This window comes from Sulfobacillus thermosulfidooxidans (assembly GCF_001280565.1).
GTDB lineage: Bacteria > Bacillota > Sulfobacillia > Sulfobacillales > Sulfobacillaceae > Sulfobacillus > Sulfobacillus thermosulfidooxidans_A.
Window position 1 is genome coordinate 2590097 of record NZ_LGRO01000001.1, and the last position, 19955, is coordinate 2610051.

Annotated in this window: 22 protein-coding genes; 13 read left to right on the top strand and 9 right to left on the bottom strand. The window is 48.6% G+C overall.

From position 1 onward, the window contains the following. Window positions 1–83 precede the first annotated feature (83 nt). A complete protein-coding gene (locus AOA63_RS12615; protein ID WP_053960030.1) occupies window positions 84–743 on the bottom strand; it encodes a DnaJ domain-containing protein in 660 nt (219 codons plus the stop codon). Window positions 744–938: 195 nt separating this feature from the next. Continuing rightward, window positions 939–1508 carry a DUF2231 domain-containing protein gene (locus AOA63_RS12620; RefSeq protein WP_053960031.1) on the bottom strand — a complete coding sequence of 190 codons (570 nt, stop codon included), beginning with the start codon at window positions 1506–1508 and terminating at the stop codon, window positions 939–941. A gap of 179 nt (window positions 1509–1687) precedes the next feature. On the opposite strand from AOA63_RS12620, the gene AOA63_RS12625 reads away from it, so the two are divergent. Next, window positions 1688–4027, top strand: a complete 2340-nt coding sequence (locus AOA63_RS12625) for a penicillin acylase family protein (protein ID WP_053960032.1) — start codon at window positions 1688–1690, stop codon at window positions 4025–4027. Between the two features lie 13 nt (window positions 4028–4040). Here the strand turns inward: AOA63_RS12625 and AOA63_RS12630 are convergent, their stop codons facing one another. After that, the gene (locus tag AOA63_RS12630) at window positions 4041–4265 is read right to left on the bottom strand and encodes a hypothetical protein (RefSeq protein WP_053960033.1); all 225 of its coding nucleotides are present in this window, start codon (window positions 4263–4265) and stop codon (window positions 4041–4043) included. Window positions 4266–4348: 83 nt separating this feature from the next. Continuing rightward, window positions 4349–5797, bottom strand: a complete 1449-nt coding sequence (locus AOA63_RS12635) for a cryptochrome/photolyase family protein (RefSeq protein ID WP_347474805.1) — start codon at window positions 5795–5797, stop codon at window positions 4349–4351. 432 nt (window positions 5798–6229) lie between these two features. On the opposite strand from AOA63_RS12635, the gene AOA63_RS12640 reads away from it, so the two are divergent. Then, window positions 6230–7369: a hypothetical protein gene (locus tag AOA63_RS12640; protein WP_053960035.1), complete on the top strand. Its 1140-nt coding sequence runs from the start codon at window positions 6230–6232 to the stop codon at window positions 7367–7369. Here AOA63_RS12640 and AOA63_RS12645 read toward each other — a convergent pair. After that, the gene (locus tag AOA63_RS12645; protein ID WP_171822715.1) at window positions 7366–7944 is read right to left on the bottom strand and encodes an HPP family protein; all 579 of its coding nucleotides are present in this window, start codon (window positions 7942–7944) and stop codon (window positions 7366–7368) included. The genes AOA63_RS12640 and AOA63_RS12645 overlap by 4 nt on opposite strands. 94 nt (window positions 7945–8038) lie before the next feature. On the opposite strand from AOA63_RS12645, the gene AOA63_RS12650 reads away from it, so the two are divergent. Beyond that, complete coding sequence (locus AOA63_RS12650; protein ID WP_053960037.1) at window positions 8039–8719, top strand: HAD family hydrolase; 681 nt, start codon at window positions 8039–8041, stop codon at window positions 8717–8719. Window positions 8720–8726: 7 nt separating this feature from the next. On the opposite strand, the gene AOA63_RS12655 is transcribed toward AOA63_RS12650, so the two are convergent. Both AOA63_RS12655 and AOA63_RS12660 read right to left on the bottom strand, forming a co-directional pair. Continuing rightward, window positions 8727–9263 (bottom strand): manganese efflux pump, encoded by a 537-nt coding sequence (locus AOA63_RS12655; RefSeq protein ID WP_053960038.1) that lies wholly within the window; start codon window positions 9261–9263, stop codon window positions 8727–8729. A 17-nt stretch (window positions 9264–9280) separates the two neighbouring features. Next, the gene (locus AOA63_RS12660; protein ID WP_053960039.1) at window positions 9281–9667 is read right to left on the bottom strand and encodes a hypothetical protein; all 387 of its coding nucleotides are present in this window, start codon (window positions 9665–9667) and stop codon (window positions 9281–9283) included. A 333-nt stretch (window positions 9668–10000) separates the two neighbouring features. Between AOA63_RS12660 and AOA63_RS12665 the strand changes: the two genes are divergently transcribed. From AOA63_RS12665 to AOA63_RS12710, 10 genes are all read left to right on the top strand, one after another. Further along, window positions 10001–10231 carry a hypothetical protein gene (locus AOA63_RS12665; protein WP_053960040.1) on the top strand — a complete coding sequence of 77 codons (231 nt, stop codon included), beginning with the start codon at window positions 10001–10003 and terminating at the stop codon, window positions 10229–10231. Window position 10232: 1 nt separating this feature from the next. Next, window positions 10233–11297 (top strand): AIR synthase-related protein, encoded by a 1065-nt coding sequence (locus tag AOA63_RS12670; protein ID WP_053960041.1) that lies wholly within the window; start codon window positions 10233–10235, stop codon window positions 11295–11297. A 102-nt stretch (window positions 11298–11399) separates the two neighbouring features. Continuing rightward, on the top strand, window positions 11400–11612 hold the full coding sequence (locus AOA63_RS12675) for a hypothetical protein (protein ID WP_053960042.1): 213 nt from the start codon (window positions 11400–11402) through the stop codon (window positions 11610–11612). Between the two features lie 77 nt (window positions 11613–11689). Continuing rightward, entirely contained in the window at window positions 11690–12907 is a 1218-nt protein-coding gene (locus AOA63_RS12680; RefSeq protein WP_053960043.1) for a hypothetical protein, read from the top strand. A 155-nt stretch (window positions 12908–13062) separates the two neighbouring features. After that, the gene (locus tag AOA63_RS12685) at window positions 13063–13584 is read left to right on the top strand and encodes a sulfocyanin-like copper-binding protein (RefSeq protein ID WP_053960044.1); all 522 of its coding nucleotides are present in this window, start codon (window positions 13063–13065) and stop codon (window positions 13582–13584) included. A gap of 442 nt (window positions 13585–14026) precedes the next feature. Next, window positions 14027–14674, top strand: a complete 648-nt coding sequence (locus AOA63_RS12690) for a twin-arginine translocation signal domain-containing protein (RefSeq protein WP_053960045.1) — start codon at window positions 14027–14029, stop codon at window positions 14672–14674. A 24-nt stretch (window positions 14675–14698) separates the two neighbouring features. Next, on the top strand, window positions 14699–15517 hold the full coding sequence (locus AOA63_RS12695) for a cytochrome c oxidase subunit II (protein WP_053960046.1): 819 nt from the start codon (window positions 14699–14701) through the stop codon (window positions 15515–15517). Window positions 15518–15586: 69 nt separating this feature from the next. Continuing rightward, on the top strand, window positions 15587–17518 hold the full coding sequence (locus AOA63_RS12700; RefSeq protein ID WP_431607702.1) for a cytochrome c oxidase subunit I: 1932 nt from the start codon (window positions 15587–15589) through the stop codon (window positions 17516–17518). A gap of 12 nt (window positions 17519–17530) precedes the next feature. After that, window positions 17531–18109, top strand: a complete 579-nt coding sequence (locus tag AOA63_RS12705; RefSeq protein WP_053960048.1) for a hypothetical protein — start codon at window positions 17531–17533, stop codon at window positions 18107–18109. Window positions 18110–18127: 18 nt separating this feature from the next. Then, window positions 18128–18358 (top strand): hypothetical protein, encoded by a 231-nt coding sequence (locus tag AOA63_RS12710; RefSeq protein WP_020375533.1) that lies wholly within the window; start codon window positions 18128–18130, stop codon window positions 18356–18358. A gap of 96 nt (window positions 18359–18454) precedes the next feature. On the opposite strand, the gene AOA63_RS12715 is transcribed toward AOA63_RS12710, so the two are convergent. Beyond that, window positions 18455–18871, bottom strand: a complete 417-nt coding sequence (locus AOA63_RS12715) for a universal stress protein (protein WP_053960049.1) — start codon at window positions 18869–18871, stop codon at window positions 18455–18457. Between the two features lie 188 nt (window positions 18872–19059). Further along, window positions 19060–19806, bottom strand: coding sequence for a G1 family glutamic endopeptidase (locus AOA63_RS12720; RefSeq protein WP_053960050.1), 747 nt, complete (start codon window positions 19804–19806; stop codon window positions 19060–19062). Window positions 19807–19955: the final 149 nt, after the last annotated feature.

Genomic DNA, 19955 nt, shown 5'->3' on the forward strand with positions numbered 1-19955 from the left:
TTACCATACTCTTTGGCTAAAACCTGCGGCAAGGTGGCGCCATGAAAATTCGTGGAATAGACCAACTAGGGCACGCTCGAACGTTAATCGGTAAAATCGCCGAGCTCTTTATTCCAACGACTAAGACCTTCATAGAGACTATAGAGGCCAGCCAACACCAGGCTATAGGGAATGAAAAGCCAGGCCATGCACCCAAAATAGCGGAGACGACGGAGTTCAATAATCCCTAATATCGCTAAATACCCTAATAGACTCCAAAGGAGGGTGGGAAAGGACCACGATAATAACTTGCTGATTGCAATCAATATAAAGAGGAGGCCCCATTCGCGATATACACGCCGACGGAATTTGGCATTCACCCATTGGCGAAAATGGGTTGAACATAACGACAGGGAAAAACCGATACAAGATGGACATAAAGGCGATTGACATTTTGTGCAATACCTCACAACCGGACGGTGATGCATCCGGCACGACAGGGGTGGTGGTTCCTGATGAGAGGGTTCACGAGGATCCGGGGCATCTTCTTTGTTAATCTCAACAACAAAGCGATTTTTCATGACTTCGCTATAGGCCCAATTAATCCACTTCATGTGTTCTTCGTGGTCATGACGGGCGAGGGAATTCTTGGCATATAAATCGGGATGATGTTGTCTGACTTGGGTTAGATAAGCCTGGCGGATTTTTTGTTCATCGGTCGTTGGCCCAATGCCTAAAATTGTCCACGGATTTTTTTCCGTCATGGTCCCAAGAAACTCCTTTGTGCGGGTGCCTTTTAGGTTTAATCGTTTCTCTTAATGTACCCGGAATCTGGCTTATCTTTATGCGCCAAAGCCTTGAAATATCTCTGAAAGATAACGAGGGTGCCATGAAGAAAACCTCCGCACTCGGGTGCGAAGGTTAACCTTCGGCAAGAGATCTGATATTCTCTAGGGAATTTAAGGTTTCAAAGGGTTTTTGTAGGTCACATGACGGATTCCGACCCCATAGTGGTAAACCATAGTTCCCCCCAGGGAGCCTGTCCAGGTAATCATAATGACAGCTAACAAAAGAAATAGGGTGGATAAACCATTTGAGCGACCGCGTCCGGTATTCCAAAAAGACCATGCTTGATTGCGGCCCATGGTGGGCGCGGGATAGCGTGAGAACAATCTCACCATAATCGCCAACAGAGCGAAAATTCCGGTGAGAACCGCATCACGTTGATGGGCACTGAGAAGGACCGAGGTGGTCGCATTCCAACGAACAAACTGTTCCGAAATGACCCCCATAGCCGCGGCAATGGCGCCAGCAATAAAGCCCAAAATGGTTAACCAAAAACTGGCCCGGTCAAAAAAACGGTCGGGAGTTTTGACGAACTTGCCCAAGATGTCAATGGCTAAGGCCAAGTACAATAAGGCGATGGGAAAATGGACAACCATGGGATGAATGGTATGAGGAAAGAGATGAATACCGATGCGAATCCATGTTCCAAGAAATGCGTTCCATAATCCAGCTATAAAATGCATGATCCCCTCCACACTGGTGCATTGTCGTTGAACATTAGTAAACACACTTACGATGAAAGGACGATGAGAATGTCGATTTTACGAAGTCATTGTCCATAGTAATTTTGCTTAGAGCATTGTACACTACAAGCTAAGTGTAATGGATAACGGGAAGATTCTCAGGGATTTTGAGGTGAAGAATGCGTAAGACTCATCTAAATGAAAAAGATTTGTCATCGCTCTATCCATTTTCCCTTAAGGGATTTAGGCGGGCTAGCCATTTATTTCGGTGGCTAGGCATGGTCAAGCCTGTTCAGAAATTACCCCAAGAGATTTTTACCGACCATTTAGAGGGGCCAGTTGAGGTCGTTCGCGATGACGTTGGGGTTCCGCATATCCAAGCAAGCAGTATGAAAGATGCGTTGTTTGTGCAAGGATTTATTCACGGCCGTGAGCGAGCATTTCAAATGGATTTGTCCAGGCGCTTGCCTTTAGGGCAATTAGCCGAATTGCTCGGCCCAAAAGCATTAGAGTATGACCGGTTTATGCGCAAACTGAATGTCAAGCATTGGGCTAAAGAAAGCAGTTCAACGTGGTCGGATAATACCAAAGAATATGTGCAAGCTTATGTGGATGGCGTCAATTATGCATTTACCTCACAGCCCTTACCTCCTGAATACCGATTTTTGAAGATGGACTTGAGAAAATGGACCATAGAGGATACCAATGCCATTATTTATCAATTAGCATGGTCGCTCAACACCATTTGGCATAGCAAGTGGGTCTACGATCAATTGCAAAATGAGCGAGACGCGGACGTGCGGGAATGGTTGTTTGGCATGCTCAATATGGTGACTCCCACCATCGTTCCTGATTCTGGAACCTATGATGCCTGGGGGACTATTGGGGTGGGATCCAATAACTGGGTTGTTGACGGGGCGCACTCAGAAACAGGCAGTCCTTTATTAGCCAATGATCCTCATCTTATGCCCCAATTACCCTCAATTTGGTATGAAATGTTTATTGAAGGCGGTGCCTTACATGTCTTTGGAGCCTCGTTGCCGGGAGCTCCGGGCATTATTATTGGACAAAACCAGCATATTGCTTGGGGCATGACGAATATTGATCCTGATGTGCAAGATCTGTACCGGATTCATTTGGATCCGGACTACCACCATTATCATGTTGACGAGACCGTACATGAAATTGTCAAACGTCAAGAAGTCATCCATATCCGGGGACAAATCGACGAGATCGTGGAATGCCTTGATACGATTTGGGGGCCGGTCATTTATTCGGAGTCAAAGACAGAACATATCGCCATGGCCTGGACTGGATTTCAACCCTTACCCATGGTGCAGGCAGTCTTGCGCATTAATCGGGCTCATGACTGGGAAACCTTTAACACCGCGTTGGCGGAGTGGTGGGTTCCTGCTCAAAATTTTGTCTATGCGGACCGGGCAGGACACATTGGCTATATTGCCGCGGGGCGTGTGCCCACACGCGAAAATGCTCCGTGGCGCGGGGTTGTCGATGGCAACACCTTCAAATACCGCTGGTCGGGCTGGATTGAATGGACCGAAATGCCCCGAATTTTTGATCCTGCTCGCGGATATATTGTTAGTGCGAATAATCCCGTTGTCGGTGATAAAGCTCCTGTGAGCTTATTTGGCCGTTATTCTTTGGGAGCCCGGGCCAAACGCATCCAAGAACTCATTGAACAAGTCCCCAAACATTCGAAAGAAACCTTCAAAGCCATTCAACTGGACATTTATTCGGAACCTTTGGATCAATTGGCCAAAAAGTTGTTGGATACAGATAATCTGCCAGAACAATGGCGCCATATTTTAGAAGACTTTGATGGGATGACGAGTGTTGAGAGTCCCGCACCGACCTTGCTTTATATCTTTGCGGTAGCTTGTGTTCCGCCCGCCATTCGCGAGCGGTTAGATACCGCCTTCTTTCCGGGTAACACGCCGGGTGTTCCGGGGAGTCATCCCTTTCCCGAAACGTTGTGGAATCTCATGGGCGAGCGGTTGATTCCCGCGGTGTTAAGCCATTGGCAGGATATTGACATCCCTCAGGCTATCAAGGAAACTACCGAGCAATTGCACCGGCATTTTGGCGCAACACCCCAGCATTGGGCATGGGGACGAGCTCACAAGGCACGTCTTTTCCATCCTTTTGCGGATGTGAAAATTTTGGCTCCCTTATTTGCCCGCCAGCTACTTCCGATGCCCGGAGATCTTTACAGTCCCTTACAAAGTGCGTTTGCTTTAGATCCGCACTTGCCTTGGCCCAGAACAGTGGCATTTATGCCAAGTTACCGGGAGATTCTCGATGTGGCTTCCCCTGTGGAATCTATTGGGATTCATTTAACGGGACAATCAGGCCATCCCTTGTCCTCTCATTATGATAATTTGATTGTGCCCTATCTTTTAGGGCAGTATTTTCCGATTGGTCCCGGGATGTTGACTCATTTATGGTTTATGATGGAGCCATATTTGTCACAGGTGAAAGATAAGGTTCCCACATCTTAAGAGGGATGTGGCGCTATTTTTGGGCTTTGGGGATAATGGACATGCCGAAAACCAGGGAATGAGGCGGAAAAGCGGATTGAAGCACCTCTTTGTTGTCTGTGACAATGGCCTCACCTTCTTTTGTCACGAGCTTTAACAGGACCTGCTTGATTTGTTGTTCTTGCGGGGTTAGGGGAATCAGGTGAACCTGGGCAGTGGTAGATACCCCGCTTATTGCGGCCATGATGGCCCAAGTCATTAACCACTCATGTCTTATTATCATAGGGCTAAAATTGCCTAGAGCTTCCTTGGCTTATGCACACCCCTGGAACCCTTGGTGTCTTAGGGAGAAGTCGAAGAGGCATTTTTCAACGCCGTGTACGCTTTAAGGGCGCGAGCCCGGGCCTGGTCATGACGAACAATTCGGTAGGGATAATTGTCACCTAAGAAAACCCCAAAGGATGCTAACACGTCAGATGGCGCTTGCCAGGGGGCATGGACCAGGGATAAGGGCAACTTTGATAACACCGGAAGCCATGTCTTAATGTATTGACCATCCGGATCAAATTTATGAGATTGGGTCACGGGATTGAAAATGCGAACGAAGGGGGCATGATCAAAGCCTGTACCGGCAATCCATTGCCACGATACACTATTATTCGCCAAGTCAGCATCTACTAAATGATTGAGAAACCAATGGGCCCCATCAGTCCAGGAAATTAACAGATCTTTAACCAAAAAGCTTGCGACAATCATGCGAATGCGGTTAGGAATCCAGCCCATGGTCTTTAATTGCCGCATGCCTGCATCGACAATGGGGTACCCCGTTTCCCCTTCTTGCCAGGCTTTTAAAGCCTTGGCCGCATGGCGCCAGGGGAAAAAGGTAAAGGCATTGTCAGCCGGATGCTCTGTTAAAAAGGGAAAATGATAGAGTAGGTAGGCGGAAAATTCGCGCCAGATTAGTTCGCGAAAAAAATGTTGAACACCTGATGGCACAGCCTTGTCCCCCTTAAAGAGTGGGTAGCGCTCAAGGAGATCATGAAGCATTTGGCGAATGCTGATTTCGCCGAAATGGAGTGCTGCCGAGAGTTGGGAAGAATTCTTGGGTTGGTAAATATCTCGGCTGTCATGATATTGTTCTAAATGCTGCGTCAAAAAATTTTGCCATATTTTTTGTTGGGCGACTTCTCCCGGTTTCCAATTTGAGGCCAGATGAGGAGATATGGCTTGAATCGTCGCATCGGTCCATGATTTGAGACCTTTGCTTGGGATCACGCCAAATCCTCTCAGCGCGCTGGGAGCAGGTAGGAGCGGGGGGATGCCTTGTTCCGTTAACAACGACCGAATCTGACTAAAAAATGGAGTGAATAGATGATAGGGGGTCTTTTGTTGTGTCATGATTTCCTGAAAAGGAGTTAAATAATTTGCGGCATAAATGCGGTAATGAATACCCCGTTCCATTAACAGATGCTTTAAGGCATCATCCTGCGCTTTTTCTTCGGGAAAAATTCCTTCATTCCACGCAACATACTCGACCCCGATACTGCTGGCCAAATCGGCAATGGTCTTGGCATAAGGTCCTTGGCGCAAGATTAATGAGACCCCAAGATCATTCAAGGCTGAAGATAATGCCAAAAGACTTTGTATCTGCCACCATTCACTGGCAGTCCGGGGATTTTCCGGGGTCAAGGACTCATCAAATACATATAGCGGGATGACTTGACCGTGTCTCGCGTTGTACAAAGCGGGATTATCCGCTAAACGTAAATCCCGCCGAAACAGGACAATAATGGGTTTCGACGTAAAGACGACTCCTTTCGCGCTTTACGAGATGACTCGACAGAAAGTGAAGCAATCCCTTTCTCATCTATTTAAGAGTATAGCGAATTTTTGACACTGATCTGCCGCTTGCCTTGAGTTTGTTGTGAGCATCTAACCAAAAAACATCACACATGACGACTTTTCTTGCGAGCCTCTAGAAGCCCGGGATAGAACGATAAAAACAGCCATGGTATTGTCGCTCTTGGCGATTACGTTGTCATGTCCTTGATTTCTTGGAAACCCCCGTGCTTATTAAAAATCTTTTGCATCCAAAGAGCTGATCGTCAGCGTACACCATAATGAAAAACAATGTAGGACTTGAGCAAGGGAGACAGAGGAATGGGTTTGGTATCATGTGATTTTGGACTTGATAGATCGAGCAATTAAAGGAGAGAAAAAACGATGCACAAAGGGATTTTAGCTTTACTGGCCTCAACGAGTATGTTAATGGCTGCGCCGGTTTTGGCAGCAAGCCCAGCACATGTCAATCCGACAACAGGAGACATTAATCATCTGCATCACATTCGCGTGGTCGCGAGTACTGTCGCGCCAAATGGTGATCAAAACCCTTATGGGCTAACGTTGGACACGTTTGCAGGTTCTTCATCACACCCCAATCCCTATTACGGAGATTTTCTGGTTTCGGACTTTTCTAATGCCCAAGGTGTCAATGGTGAGGGCAGCAGTATTGTGGCGATTAACCCAGCGACGGGTCAAACCTCTCTTTTCTCACACTATGCGCAATATGGACCCGTCGCGCTCGCAGTGAGCCCGAAAGGGCCGCTATGGATTGCGGATTTCGGAGGATTATATCCCACCCAGCAAAATGATGCGGTTCTGGCTCCTAATGGAGGCATCTTCCCCAATGGCGGGAGCTTCATTACCAACCAGGTGAATTCTGAAGCTAAACTTGACGGGCCGTGGGGTCAGGTGTTTGTGCCTAATAAAAACGCGCCCGCATTTTTGGTTACCAACGTCTTAAACGGCACAATTGAAGCGATGTACGGTTTCGAACCGCCCAATTTCAGCACGGATACCCAGTTCCTCACGATTGGCCAGGGACTAGCCCACACCGGGACGAATGCCAATAATGCGGTAGGGCCTCAAGGTATGGTTTATGACCCAGCGACGGGTGAAGTGTACGTGACCGACGGAGCGGATAACTCGATTCGGGCTTTTAAATGGGACGGGCCCACAACACCCGATCAAGGGCAGGGTCAGTTAATTTATCAAGGTGGACCCTTGCGCCAGCCTGCGGGAATCACCATCGACCCCATTAATGGCGATTTGCTGGTTGTCAACCAACAAAACAACAATTTGGTGGAAATTCGGTTGCCTAAAACCATAGAAACCAAAAACCACAAGGAAATCACGATAAAAGCCCACCCGGTTGCGGTGAAACGGCTTGATAAAACTCCAGTCAATCCCCAAACAGGTGCGGGTTCGGCCCTCTTTGGTGTCTATGCGACAAAATCGGCATCAGGGCATCTGGTGGTATACTTCACGGACGACAACACCAATACGCTTGATATGTTGTATTAACGGATAACCTGCTTGCGACCGGAAGGATGTCCTTCCGGTTTTTTTACGTCCCACCAATATACCGGATAGGGCTTACGGCGAATATAGCGGTTATAAAAGAGAGCAAAGGCGGCGACGGTAACCGCGCCGGCGAATACGGGGGTTAAGAGGAACATCCATGACGCATGATTTACCATGACAATGATGGGGTCAGAACTCGCTGGGGCATGACTAAAACGTAGCACCGTCATCAAGAAAATTGACGTACCGACGGCTAATCCTAGGGAATAAGGTGCGGTGCCTAAAATGCGCACGGCGAGAAGTCCAACAAATGAGGACAGCACATGTCCACCAATGATGTTTTTAGGCTGCGCAATCGGGGAACGCCAATACTCAAAAGAGACCATGGCCGATGCCGCAAAAGGTGGGATAAACCATAGAAAATTGGTCATGTGGTTGCCATAGCGTAATAACATGACGACAACAAAACCGCCGATAAATCCCGATATGCCTTCGATTAAAGTCGGGGGACTGGGGTGATGATTATGCCCAGGAGGTTCCCAAAATAATGAATGATCGCCTTTTTCCAATATCATTGACCCCCACATTGCCCATTATTTTTCCTGATTTTTAGCTTTTCCCTATACTGTCTTAAGGTTATCATAGAACGAAAAGTCGCATCACAAGGGTGTGAAGCCGATACAAGCGGTTTTGTTTGATCTCGATGACACGCTTTATGACCGGATTCCAGCAATTCGGACTTATGCTACAACCTATTTTTTCAGAGATTTTCATGATCTGTTGAAGCCCTTGCCTAAGCAAGAATTGGCGGATTTAATCGTGGAAGCAGATGGAGGGCCTATTCGTTCTGGAAAAGAGGCCATGCATGCTTTACAACGTGTGTTGCCGTGGAAAGCGCCGCCCCCGGCATGGCAACAGTTGATGAAGCATTGGTTCACCTATTTTCCTTTGTGTAGTCACTGGACCCAGGAGATGGAAGACACACTCCGAACCTTAAAACAGCGGGGGTTAAAATTAGCGGTCGTGACCAATGGCCAGGCTGCTGGCCAAAACCAAAAAATCGATACCTTGGGAATTCGCCCCTATCTCGATGCGATTAGTATTTCAGGGGAGGTCGGTGTCAAGAAACCCGATCCGGAAATTTTCCATCACGCCTTGAGTCTCTTAGCCGTGGCGCCTCAAGACGCCGTATTTGTCGGCGATAATCCGGTGATGGATATCTATGGGGCTATACGTACTGGCATGCAAGCAATTTGGCTGCGGCGTTATGATAGACCTTGGTACGGCCCTCTATCGTCTCCCCCTCAAAGCATCTTTGCATTATCCGATGTCCTCGAGATATTGCCTTGACGAGGTCTCAGATTTGCTGAATGAGAAGAAGGCTGCCCACGGCGAAAAGAGAGAGAGGAATCAGCCGATTGATGATGTGAGGCGATGACCATTGCTGTGCCAAGGAACCGGTGATAAATCCCAACAGCGCCGAAGAAAGAGACGTAAGGCTGAAAAAAATAAACCATGAGATCAGATGGACCCTGACAAAACCAATGGCTAAACCCAATATGGCCTCATCAAGGCTCACAGAAAGTCCCAAAACAATCCAGAGAAAAGAGCCTATGGGACGGTTTGCCCATGATGCGACGTCTTCGTCGTCATCTTCGAACCACAAATATATGCCGAGTCCCATCAAGCTTATGGGGCTGATGAATGGTGCCCATGGTTGGATGAAAGCTGATATCGTGTGGCCGAACCATAATCCCATCCATAACATACTGATTTCAAATACCACCAGCACAGGGATGATGGTCCGGGCCCTTCGTGGCTGAGTCTTGGCTAACATAAGGCTGATGAAAAAGATGTCGAGGGCAAAGGGGATCGTCAACCATTTCATGAGCATGGGGCACCGCCTTATTGTCAATGTTGACCAGGTGAATTTCGACTCCATGGTGGCGTCGAATGGAAAATTTGATCTTGTGTTTTTCCGAGTTGTAGCTGCCTAATGACCCATAAAATACGGTGTTCAAGAAATTCCTTGCGATCTTTCACTGTCCAATCGAGCGACATGGGAATTTGTCTAATCCAATCGGCAATCTGTCTGACATCTTCGGGTTGAACCTGGGCAATATCTGGACCATCGCCTAAAACCAGGCGATTGAGTGCGCCCTCCGCATGCAGATTTTGAAGATCTTGAGCATCAAAATGAAAAGTATTGGCCACTTGCGATCCTAAAACAATTTCTTCGACTCCGGGCTCATCAAGTAACTGATGTAACTGAAGATATAAGGATAGCGCGTTACTCATGGTGTGCCTCCATTATTTAAAGCTCCGGACTTGCCCTGTCAGCAGGACATTGTTCAGTCAAGGGATGTCTGAGAACTTTCCCCTTGCTCATGATGATTAAGGGGATTGGCAAAAAAGTCAACAAGGTATCCCATGACTCTTTGCATCCACAATGAAAAGACATGATTAATAAGCGGTCGCTACGGTAATCGTTGCCTGTGACCTATGACCCTTGAATGGCGTTATAGGAATAGAATGGATAGAAAGGGAATTTCAATTATGCTTGCACAAGGAACCATCACCCCCATGGGGATTTGTCGGCAATGCGCAGTAATAAGACCTGGAGTATTTTATGTGATCACAGATCATGAACCAATGATCTTGTGTTATGAACAAGCGGCCGAAGCCTTATTTACGGACGAAATCAGGGATTTAGGGCGTCCATGGCAGGAATGGATCATGTATGCGGGACCCGCATTAGACAAGATCTTTGGATTGTGGCCATCTTGGATTGGGACATTGGAAGAGGAAAGGCATATGATCGTAGCAGATTTCACCAAAAAAATGCGGCGCGGACGGAGTTGATATGGAGAAGTTTCCCATTGGAAAAATTTCCCCGAGTTTGTTTCGTGACATTATTTATCCGGCTTTAGGAGAACGCAATCCTCAAATTATAGTAGGACCTAATACCGGTATGGATATGGCAGTTGTTGCGGTCAGCGCAGAGGACGTGCTGGTTACCAGTACGGATCCCATTGTGATTCGTCCCCAGTTAGGCTGGCGCGACGCATGCTGGTTTGCCGTTCAGGTGGTTGCGTCAGATGTGGCTGTTTCCGGACTGATGCCTATGATCATGACTTTTTCACTGGTTTTGCCGTCATCTTTGGCCGACTCCGATTTGAAAGATTTATGGCGGGCATTGTCCGATGCCTGCCACAAGGACCATATACAGATCGCCAACGTGCATGTAATGTATTCAGACCAGGCCACATTTCCCGTTGTAGGAGCCGCCACAGCCATCGCTCAGGGGCATCACACCCACTATGTCACGCCGGCTAATGCGTCATTAGGGGATGAAGTATTATGTACCAAAGGTGCTGCCATCCAGGGCACAGCGATATTAGCCCGGCTATTTCCCACAGAACTCCGCACATTTTTAAGCGTAAAGGAAATCGAGGCGGCTCAATCCCTTTTTGTACAGATTGGCGTATTGCAAGATGTCCGTGCCTTGTTACGGCATAATTTGGTGAAAGAAGAGGGCGTGAGGACGATGCATGATGCCACCGAAGGAGGGATTTTGGGGGCAGTCTATGAAATCGCGGTGGCTTCTGATTTGGGTGTGGAATTCAACGCGGATAACGTTTTTGTGTATCCGGTGACCAAAAAAATTTTTGATCATTACCGCATTGATCCATTGAGTGTGATTAGCGAAGGAACATTAATCATGACAGCCCGGCCGTCTTCTGTCCCCATGATTCAACAAGCTCTCGGTGAGGAAGGCATTTTGTGCCAGTCAATCGGCCATATGACGGATAAAGCCCATGGTTACTGGATTACACAAAATCACGAGCGCAGGCCCTTTGATCATCCCGGCTCTGATCCCTATTGGAAACTGATGAACACATTACGTCAAAAATCTGTCTCTTTGTAAACTTTCCGCGAAACCGGTTATGCGGAATGGCACAATGAGACAGGATTTTCATCATTTTTTAAGAAATCTTCAGTACAACAAAGAAAAGAGGAGGAATGGTCCATGGGAGGTCCGGATGAGTTCGAAAGATTAATATGGCGTTATCAATTGGCATTAGACCGGTTTAATGAGGCCGATAGTGATCATTTCGATCAGGTTAACCAAGAATTGTCCCAAGCTTTAGATGCATTAAATGAGTATATTATTCAAAGTAAACGACAACTCGGCTTTCCGGTTCACTCAACAACCTATCCTCAAGTAGCTCGTGTATCTTAAACCCGTCGTGATCTTTGATGAATTCCGGTCCGGTCAGCGGACCGGAATTTCGTAGTGTTCAAATGGGAGGACGATCAATGGGACAACAACTGACGCGGCAGGATGAGTCAGCTGTCGATCATGCGTCATCGTCGCATGTAGGATTATCACAAATTGCTTTATTGATGTTTGTTGTTGTCTTGTCTCGAGCATTTTTCCAGGAAATTGGCACTTTAGCCTATATTTATTTACCTCACGCATGGGTGGATGCTCCCCAAGGGGAAATTCCACCGCATGGAGGATTATGGTTTCAGAGTGTTGTGGGATTTTGGGCACATTGGGATGGTTACTGGTATTTATCGATCGCGCAATATGGATATCAAGGACGTCCTACGGCTACGGCGTTTTTTCCTCTATATCCATGGCTTCTTCATCTTTTTGGGGCCACGGTGTGGGCAGGCATTGCGCTCAGCTTGTTCTTCTTTGCCATTTCCACCCTGGTGCTATTCTTATGGGCCCAAAAAGAATGGGATTCCCATGTTGCCTGGATGGCCGTGGTGGTCTATGCTTTTTTCCCCACAGCGTATTATCTGAGTGCTGTGTATACCGAGTCACTGTACATGACCTGGGTTTTTCTCACCCTCTATCTCGTCCAAGCCAGGCATTACCGACTGGCTTTTGTCACGACGGTGCTGGCGACATTGACCAGTATTTACGGGCTGTTATTAGCGGCCTTGCTCTTCGTTCGGATTTGGCAGCGTGAAAAGGATTTTTGGCGCGCTGCCGTGTACAGTTTAGGACCCATACTGGGTCTTAGTATCTATATGGGTTTTCTCACCTGGCGTTTTCATGATCCATTAATTTTTCAATCGGTGCAATCGAACTGGGGACGGCACTTTGCATGGCCTTGGGTAACGTTAGATCAAGCGGTGCACGACGCCTGGCTTCATCATCAGGCGTTATGGAATTTCCCGCAATTATTTGCCACAGGACCAGCCCATGGATTTGATATTAATTTTTACGATGCTGTGTTTATGTTTTTTAGCCTGGTCATTATTGTCATATATGGCCGGTATTTGCCGCTATATTTATGGGCCTATCTTGTTCCCGCGCTTTGTGTCACCTTGTTTTTTCCTTCCGACAAACAACCTCTCATGTCTTTTCCCCGCTTAATCTTTGAAGATTTTCCCATTCTTTTAGCAACAGCGATCGGTTTGACGCGACAGCCCTTCTGGAGAAGGGGATACTGGTTGGGATCATTGTATTTGGGAGCCCTCTTAACCGCCTTATTTGCGACAGCACATTGGGTGGCTTAACTTAATATCCATAAAGTATAAAATCCACTATACAACTAGTAAAGTTATAACGATCTAATTTAATATTTTTTGTCAAAAGATAAATAGAGTATCATCATTCCGTCCTATTTGTGCTAATGTATATTTGTATTTTTTAGCAAAGGAGGAATGAAGGCATGCCAAAAGCCGGTAAATGGGCTGGGGTGACAGCTTTGGGTGTGTTGGCATTGGCATTAGCAGGTTGCGGCACACAAAGCATCAATGCCTCGCAGTGGATGATTGTCCATCCGGCAACCAAGACGGTCGATTTAAAGATTGAAAGCACCTACTCAAGTGCCAAACAGGCGAATGTGTTTGATGGGTTTACCCAAGGACAGCTGATTATCACGATCCCCTTAGGTTACCACGTCAATATGGACTTTATTAATAATGGCCCGATCCCGGAATCCATTGGGGTTTATCATGATCATCATTTAGCTTTTCCGGGTGCCGGAGAGCCCTATTCTCAAGTAGCCATTTCGCCATCAGCCGGGTTGTTGCCGGGACAAAGCCAGTCCTATACGTTTACGGCCTCGAAGCTCGGAACGTTTATCTTAGGCGATATGCTCAATGGAGATCCCGATAATACGCCGACGAGCGATTTGTGGGATATTCTGAAGGTTGTCCCCTCCGGAACCCCTTCCATGTCGACATCTTAAGAATAGCTTTGAAATTGGTAAGTCTTAAACCCATGATAACAATGGCTGATAGTTCATTATTGTTAGTTAGGACAACTATTAAGAATTATCATCAAATATAACTTGACAGCACTCTTTAACTAGATTAATTTGATGAGTAATCGGGGATTCCCCGATAGGCAAAAACGTCCACAGTTCGTGCAAGTGATTCGTGCAAGTGTTTGGAAAGGGAACAGGTCCTGGGCTTATGCGAGGTCAATAATCCCTGCCGCCAACCGAGACTAATCTGCCCCGGCACGACGACAGCACAACATCTTAGTGATTGCTATCCCCCGCAAAACCCGAGCGCGTTGGTATAACTCCAAGACGCCTCGTCAGCTATATATAGTTAAAATATTCTGACTATGTTCCCGCTTCCTCACCAATGCACATTATGAATAACTGATTGGAAGGAGGAACTTGGGTGAACAAATTACCAAATGAGCCCCCGGTGGAACCCGAGATTCCCGAAGAACAACAATGGAGTCGCCGTCAGTTCCTCGTGGGGAGTGCTGCTTTAGGGGTAGCGGGCGCGGTCACGTTGTTTGGCCGCCAAGCGCTGGTGGATGCCGCCCGCGGTCTGTTTGGATCGCCCGTGAGTTCGGGGACGGTCCATCTTTACGCGTACGACTATTATTACATTCCCAATTACATGACCTGGCGCGTCGGCGACCAGATGGACATTATCTTCCAAAATCAAAGTCATACCCACTGGCATGAATGGACCATGGGCCGCCATGTGAATGAGGCCTATTTCCAAGCCTTTGGCAATTTGCCGGCGGATGCCTGGGCAGAAGACTTCTGGGATGGGGTCCCTGTGACCTTAAGTGATCCCTATAACATCGATAACTTCGTGCCCAATAAAGCGATTGTGACCTATGACGGGCCGAAGGCGCTCTTTAACATCCAAACTGGTGGCGACTTTAGTCCGACGTTGAAACCCGGCGGCAGCATTCATATTTCCTTTACCGTGCCCAACAAACCGGGCATTTGGGATTATGGTTGCTTTGTGCAACAGTACATTCACTACCGCACGGGCATGCGCGGGAAAGTCATGATTTTGCCGGCCTGAGGCTGAGAAAGGAGCACGCCCGTCATGGGAGAGAATGTTCTCTTTACGATCTTGTGGGTCGTCTTGAGTGTGTTGGCAGAGATTGGGGACCGGGTGCTGATTCACCATGACCCGATGTACTATATTGTCTCCAACCAAGGGGAATTGGCACTGCAGGCGTTTAATTTCATCATGGTGGTGTTAACCCCGATTTTTGTGTTTGTCGTCTTGTTCCTGCTTTTTACGATGGTGCGCTTCCACACCAAACGGGGCGAAATGCCACCCGCGAACCGCCGGTTCGCGGTGGACAACAAAGCGTTTGTGGTGGTGTGGGTCGGCGGCAGTATTATTATCAACTTGCTCTTTTTCCTCCATCCGACGACCTCCGCCATGGAGCAAATGTTTGCCTTAGATGAACCCGCGGCCAACACCCACGACTTAATTGTGGATGTCACGGCCCGGCAGTGGGAATGGATCTTCAGTTATCCCCAATATGGGCTAACCCAAACCGTGAATGCCAACGGGCAAGACCTGTTGGAACTGCCGGTGAACAAGCCCGTAGAATTTGTGTTGCGGTCCTACGACCCTTATCACACCTACGACCAATATGCCGATGTGATTCACAGTTTTTGGATTCCGGCCTTTGGGATTAAAGAAGATGTGATTCCCGGGGAAACCCGCTATGAGTACCTGACTCCCACCCAGATTACGTCCTTCCGCGTCAATCCCATGGTGCGGGTGCAATGTGCTGAAGTGTGTGGACCGGGTCATCCGTGGATGGAAGCCCCCTTGAAAGTGGTGTCGCCAGCGCAATTTGCGCAGTGGATTCGATACGAAAAATCGTTAGCGAATGGGGCGGGATAAATCCGTCTGGGACGATTGACTAAGGTTAGGGAGATTTTTGAAGGAGGGATAATCGTGGCACATGCTGTAATGACGCCCGAACACCAACCGCTTTCGCGCCCGAAGAAGGCCATGATGCCTCCGGTGCTGCGGGGCTTTTTATGGGCCGCTATAGGCTTTCTCTTGGTCAACACCTTTGTGATTGCCGTGGATCCGTTTCGGGGGCATCCCTTTGTGACCGGGCCCTCGGTGACGCTGGGGTGGTTTGGCGCCGTGATTGGATGGCTCTTAGGCATAGGTGTCTATGACGCGGTGTTATTGCCCTTAATGGGATTTGACACCCGCTGGGTGGAACGGGACAAAGGCTGGCGCCGCTACTGGGAAATTGCCAGTGACCACAAAGTCATCGGCATCCAGTATATGATGTTTGCGGTTGGCGGTTTCCTGATTGCGGGCGCTATTGCCATGCTCATGCGTTATGAACTGATGACGCCGTATTTGACGATTTTCCACTACCCCAGCAACTATCTAACGGCGGTGGGCATTCACGGCACCTTGATGATGTTTTCGTTCGCCACCGTGTTCATGATTGGCGGTTTAGGCAACTATTTTGTGCCGCTCATGATTGGGGCCCGTGAAACGGTGTTATCCAAGCTCTCAGGCATTGGGGTCTGGTTGGTCCCGGCAGGAATTCTGACCGTGCTCTTTAGCCCGATTTTGGGGGAATGGTCAACCGGATGGCGGGGTTATGAGCCCTTAGCGGGCCAAGACGCCAACGGCATTATCTTCTACTACTTGGGTGTGTTAGCGATAACGATGTCCTCACTCATTGTGGCTTTGAACCTGGTGGCCACGGTGATGTTTCGGCGGGCGCCGGGCATGACGTGGGGGCGCTTGCCGCTGTTCGTGTGGGGCCAAGTCACCGTCAATTTGCTGATGCTGATTTGGTTCCCGGAAATTCAGACCACCTTCGTGATGGGGCTGTTAGATAAAATCGTGCCCTTGAACTTCTTTACGGCCACGGGCAGTCCGTTAACCTATTTGATGCTCTTCTGGTTATTTGGGCACCCCGAAGTGTACATCATTGCTGTGCCAGCCTTCGCCCTGTGGAATGAAATTATTCCGGTGATGGCGCAGAAATCGCTGTTTGGCCGGCAATGGGCCGTGATTGGCTTAGTGTTCGTGATGATGCTCTCCGGGCTCGTGTGGGCGCATCACATGTTCACCAACTTGCGCAACAGTGAGATCTTGCCCTTTTCCTTCTTTACCGAGATGATTTCCATTCCTACCGGGTTTGCCTACATGTCGGCAGTGGGGACCTTATGGAAGTCGAAAATTCGGCTGACCACGCCGGTGATCTGGATTTTCATGAGCATGTTCAACTTCCTCATTGGCGGACTCACGGGCGTGTTTTTGGCGGACCCGATTGTCAACTTGCAGCTCCATGACACCTTCTGGGTGGTCGGGCACTTCCACTACACCATTATCGGATCGATGGTCTTCAGTGGGTTTGGCGCCATGTATTACTGGCTGCCGAAACTCTCGGGGCGGATGTACAACGAGACCTGGGGCAAGACCTTGGCGATTATCACCTTCTTTGCCTTTAACTTGACGTTCAGCCAGTTCTTCCTCTTAGGACTCCACGGAATGAACCGCTGGGTCCCAGCCTACCCGGCATATCTGCAACCGATGAACTTTGAGGTGTCGATTTTCGCCTTTATCTTAGGGGCGTCCTTTGTGGCCAATATCATTTACATTGGCTACTGCTGGGCGAATGGCGAAAAAGCCAGCGAGAATCCGTGGAATGCCAAAACCCCCGAGTGGTTTACCTCGTCGCCTGCACCGCGATACAACTTCCCGGTACAGCCAGAAATTGTAGCTAGCCTGTATATGTATGGGGAAGGAACCAAAGTTCCGGTAGTGACGACCGCATATGATGAGCTGGCCGCCACAAGCCGGGCCTCCACGGATCCCCACTATGATTGGCATGATTACATGCCTACGCCACCACACAACAAATAGGGGGGAAAAACGATGGTGAACAAACCCGAAATATCTGCAGAGCGTAGCAGTGAGGCAATTACCCCGCATAATTACCGGGCGGTCCGTTTTAGTATGCTGGTCTTTATTGCCACCCAAATTGTGCCCTTTGTCGTCTTGTTTGAGGCGAAGTATCTCTATGACGGCACGTATGTGGCCCCGCAAGCCAATCAAGGCTTTGGCGTGGTGGTCGCGGCCTTGATGGCGGTGAGTGCTGTGGTCGCTTGGGGCGCGGTAACCGCAGGCCGTCATGCTCAGGACCGGGATCAGGTGGGATCCCGCCTCAAGATCGCGGCGGGGTTAGGCCTCCTTGCGATGTTAGGGGTGGTGTACCAGTGGGGAATGCGCTATGTTTCGCCCCAGTCCCGCTTTGGCGAAATGTATTACATCATTTTGGGCGCCGATCTCGTGTATGCCGTCGTTGGGCTGATTATGCTCGGTATTAGCATTATCCGCAATGTGCGTCAAAACATGGCGCCCGAACGGTTTTGGACAGCGGAAGCAAGCGTGTACTTCTGGATTTATGTGGCTCTGGCGTGGATTGCGAGCTGGCTCGCCATCTACATCATTTGAGGACAGGAGGGGATGGGTATGGGAGGCGGATTTTGGCCGACACTGCCGTTGAAAATGCCCTACAGCGAGGGGATGCCCCATTGGTGGGATCCTGCCTGGTGGATTTTTCAGATTGTGGTCATGTCGATTTTGTTGCTCACCTTACGTAAAGTCGCGATGAGTATTGATCAGGCGGAAAAAGTGGAAAAAGAGCAAAGAGTATCCCGAAGGCGCTCACCGGGAACTCCTCCACCCAATATACCGGGTTAACGAGGAACAAAGACAAAAACTGACTGTAAAGCATAACACAACGAAAGACGAGGGCCCGTTTTCCTCGTCTTTCGTTCATTTACCCCAGTGATTCGTTTATCGCACAACCAATACCGGCCGCACAGTATGGTCCAGAAGATGGCGACTGACGCTCCCCAGAACGAGTCTATCGAAACCGTGGTAGCCATGACTACCTACCACAATAACGTCGGCTCCATAACGTTCAGCCTCCTGAGCAATCGTCGTTGAGGCATGACCTTCGACGACCACTAACTCCACATCATGGGAATTGCCAAACAAATCGTGAATCTGCCTCTCCACATTACGCTGTTCATTGTATGCCAAATCTTCAAAACCCGAAGGGACGAGGGCCTGTGGTGGATATGCAAATACCTCCCGAACATAAAGGGCAATCACTTTGGCCTCAGGAAACCCGGTCTTTAGATGTTGGACCATTTTTCCGGCCGCATATGCACTTTCTGAGCCATCAGTTGCCCACAAAATGATCTGCATGTTTTACCCCCTCCCCCGTTCCGAAGGTCTACATTATCTACCAGTCCCTTCGGTATCGGAACTGGATGGTTCCGACAATTTGATTATGGATCCTGACTCTTAGCGGAGGTTAGGGACAAGTGGTCCAAAGCTGTGGACCAGATGGACCATTCCTGCCATTTGGCCCATGGAGCGTTAACACATTACTGTTAAGAGGACGAAGTGACAGCGAATGTGGTGGCGTTAATGAGAGCGGGAGCGGCGCGGATAATCCCATCAATTCGCAAATCAATGGGGACTGATTGCTCGACGGTCACCATCTGACCTGCTTGGGTCTTGGCCTTGGCATAAAATAGTTCGATATCTTGAAAACGCGGAAAGGTGGCAAATTGGTTGTTGATTAGCGGATCTTCCACAATCCATTCGGCCGAATGAGGATTCAAAGAATATTGCACATTATAAGTCTGTCGGTAACTGCCGGCTTGCAAGTCTAAGGCCCATTCTTGAGATTTGACATGATAAATGGCCACATGGACAGCTTCTCCGCTTGGCAAGTTTTGGGCAATCGGTTTTAAGGGTTCAGGTAGACCTTCGATCCACAAAATCGTTTGGGATCCCGTTGCCGTGTTCTTGGTTAACGTCCCTGCTTGTAAAAGGCGCTGTTGAGGCGCTCCCCCTAGTCCTACCCAAACAGCTAATGAACCGGGTGAGGTCAGTTTGGGAATGCGCCAACTGGCCTCAATGGATTGATACGTCCCATGATTACTAACATATCCTGCCCAATTGCGACTGATTTCTAAAGGTCCTTCAGGAGGGCTTTGGACAGAAAACGGTTCAGGGAGAGGTAAGGTTACAGGATGCGAGTGGATGGGCAGACCAGGCCATGAATCTAAGGGATTGGCATTAATCGCCAAGAGTCCAAAGCCTATCGCCACAATCCAATACATGGGCCGCATAAAAACGTTATCCCTCCCTCCAAAATTTGTTCCGGGATACATGAAACACCGCATAACTCATTACTCAAATTGTAGCGTTGTTTTGTGGAGGTGCAACTCGCGTGCTCGCTGAAAACGTCTATAATAAACTGTATTCTCGCTTCATATGT

Bases quoted from the DNA above. Each gene is read 5' to 3' on its own strand.
- AOA63_RS12640 (WP_053960035.1), top strand. From the start codon at position 6,230: ATGCACAAAGGGATTTTAGCTTTACTGGCCTCAACGAGTATGTTAATG.
- AOA63_RS12720 (WP_053960050.1), bottom strand. From the start codon at position 19,806: ATGCGGCCCATGTATTGGATTGTGGCGATAGGCTTTGGACTCTTGGCG.
- AOA63_RS12645 (WP_171822715.1), bottom strand. From the start codon at position 7,944: ATGATATTGGAAAAAGGCGATCATTCATTATTTTGGGAACCTCCTGGG.
- AOA63_RS12680 (WP_053960043.1), top strand. From the start codon at position 11,690: ATGGGACAACAACTGACGCGGCAGGATGAGTCAGCTGTCGATCATGCG.
- AOA63_RS12700 (WP_431607702.1), top strand. From the start codon at position 15,587: ATGACGCCCGAACACCAACCGCTTTCGCGCCCGAAGAAGGCCATGATG.
- AOA63_RS12625 (WP_053960032.1), top strand. From the start codon at position 1,688: ATGCGTAAGACTCATCTAAATGAAAAAGATTTGTCATCGCTCTATCCA.
- AOA63_RS12685 (WP_053960044.1), top strand. From the start codon at position 13,063: ATGCCAAAAGCCGGTAAATGGGCTGGGGTGACAGCTTTGGGTGTGTTG.
- AOA63_RS12710 (WP_020375533.1), top strand. From the start codon at position 18,128: ATGGGAGGCGGATTTTGGCCGACACTGCCGTTGAAAATGCCCTACAGC.
- AOA63_RS12705 (WP_053960048.1), top strand. From the start codon at position 17,531: ATGGTGAACAAACCCGAAATATCTGCAGAGCGTAGCAGTGAGGCAATT.
- AOA63_RS12660 (WP_053960039.1), bottom strand. From the start codon at position 9,667: ATGAGTAACGCGCTATCCTTATATCTTCAGTTACATCAGTTACTTGAT.
- AOA63_RS12630 (WP_053960033.1), bottom strand. From the start codon at position 4,265: ATGACTTGGGCCATCATGGCCGCAATAAGCGGGGTATCTACCACTGCC.
- AOA63_RS12695 (WP_053960046.1), top strand. From the start codon at position 14,699: ATGGGAGAGAATGTTCTCTTTACGATCTTGTGGGTCGTCTTGAGTGTG.
- AOA63_RS12615 (WP_053960030.1), bottom strand. From the start codon at position 743: ATGACGGAAAAAAATCCGTGGACAATTTTAGGCATTGGGCCAACGACC.
- AOA63_RS12715 (WP_053960049.1), bottom strand. From the start codon at position 18,871: ATGCAGATCATTTTGTGGGCAACTGATGGCTCAGAAAGTGCATATGCG.
- AOA63_RS12620 (WP_053960031.1), bottom strand. From the start codon at position 1,508: ATGCATTTTATAGCTGGATTATGGAACGCATTTCTTGGAACATGGATT.
- AOA63_RS12670 (WP_053960041.1), top strand. From the start codon at position 10,233: ATGGAGAAGTTTCCCATTGGAAAAATTTCCCCGAGTTTGTTTCGTGAC.
- AOA63_RS12675 (WP_053960042.1), top strand. From the start codon at position 11,400: ATGGGAGGTCCGGATGAGTTCGAAAGATTAATATGGCGTTATCAATTG.
- AOA63_RS12655 (WP_053960038.1), bottom strand. From the start codon at position 9,263: ATGCTCATGAAATGGTTGACGATCCCCTTTGCCCTCGACATCTTTTTC.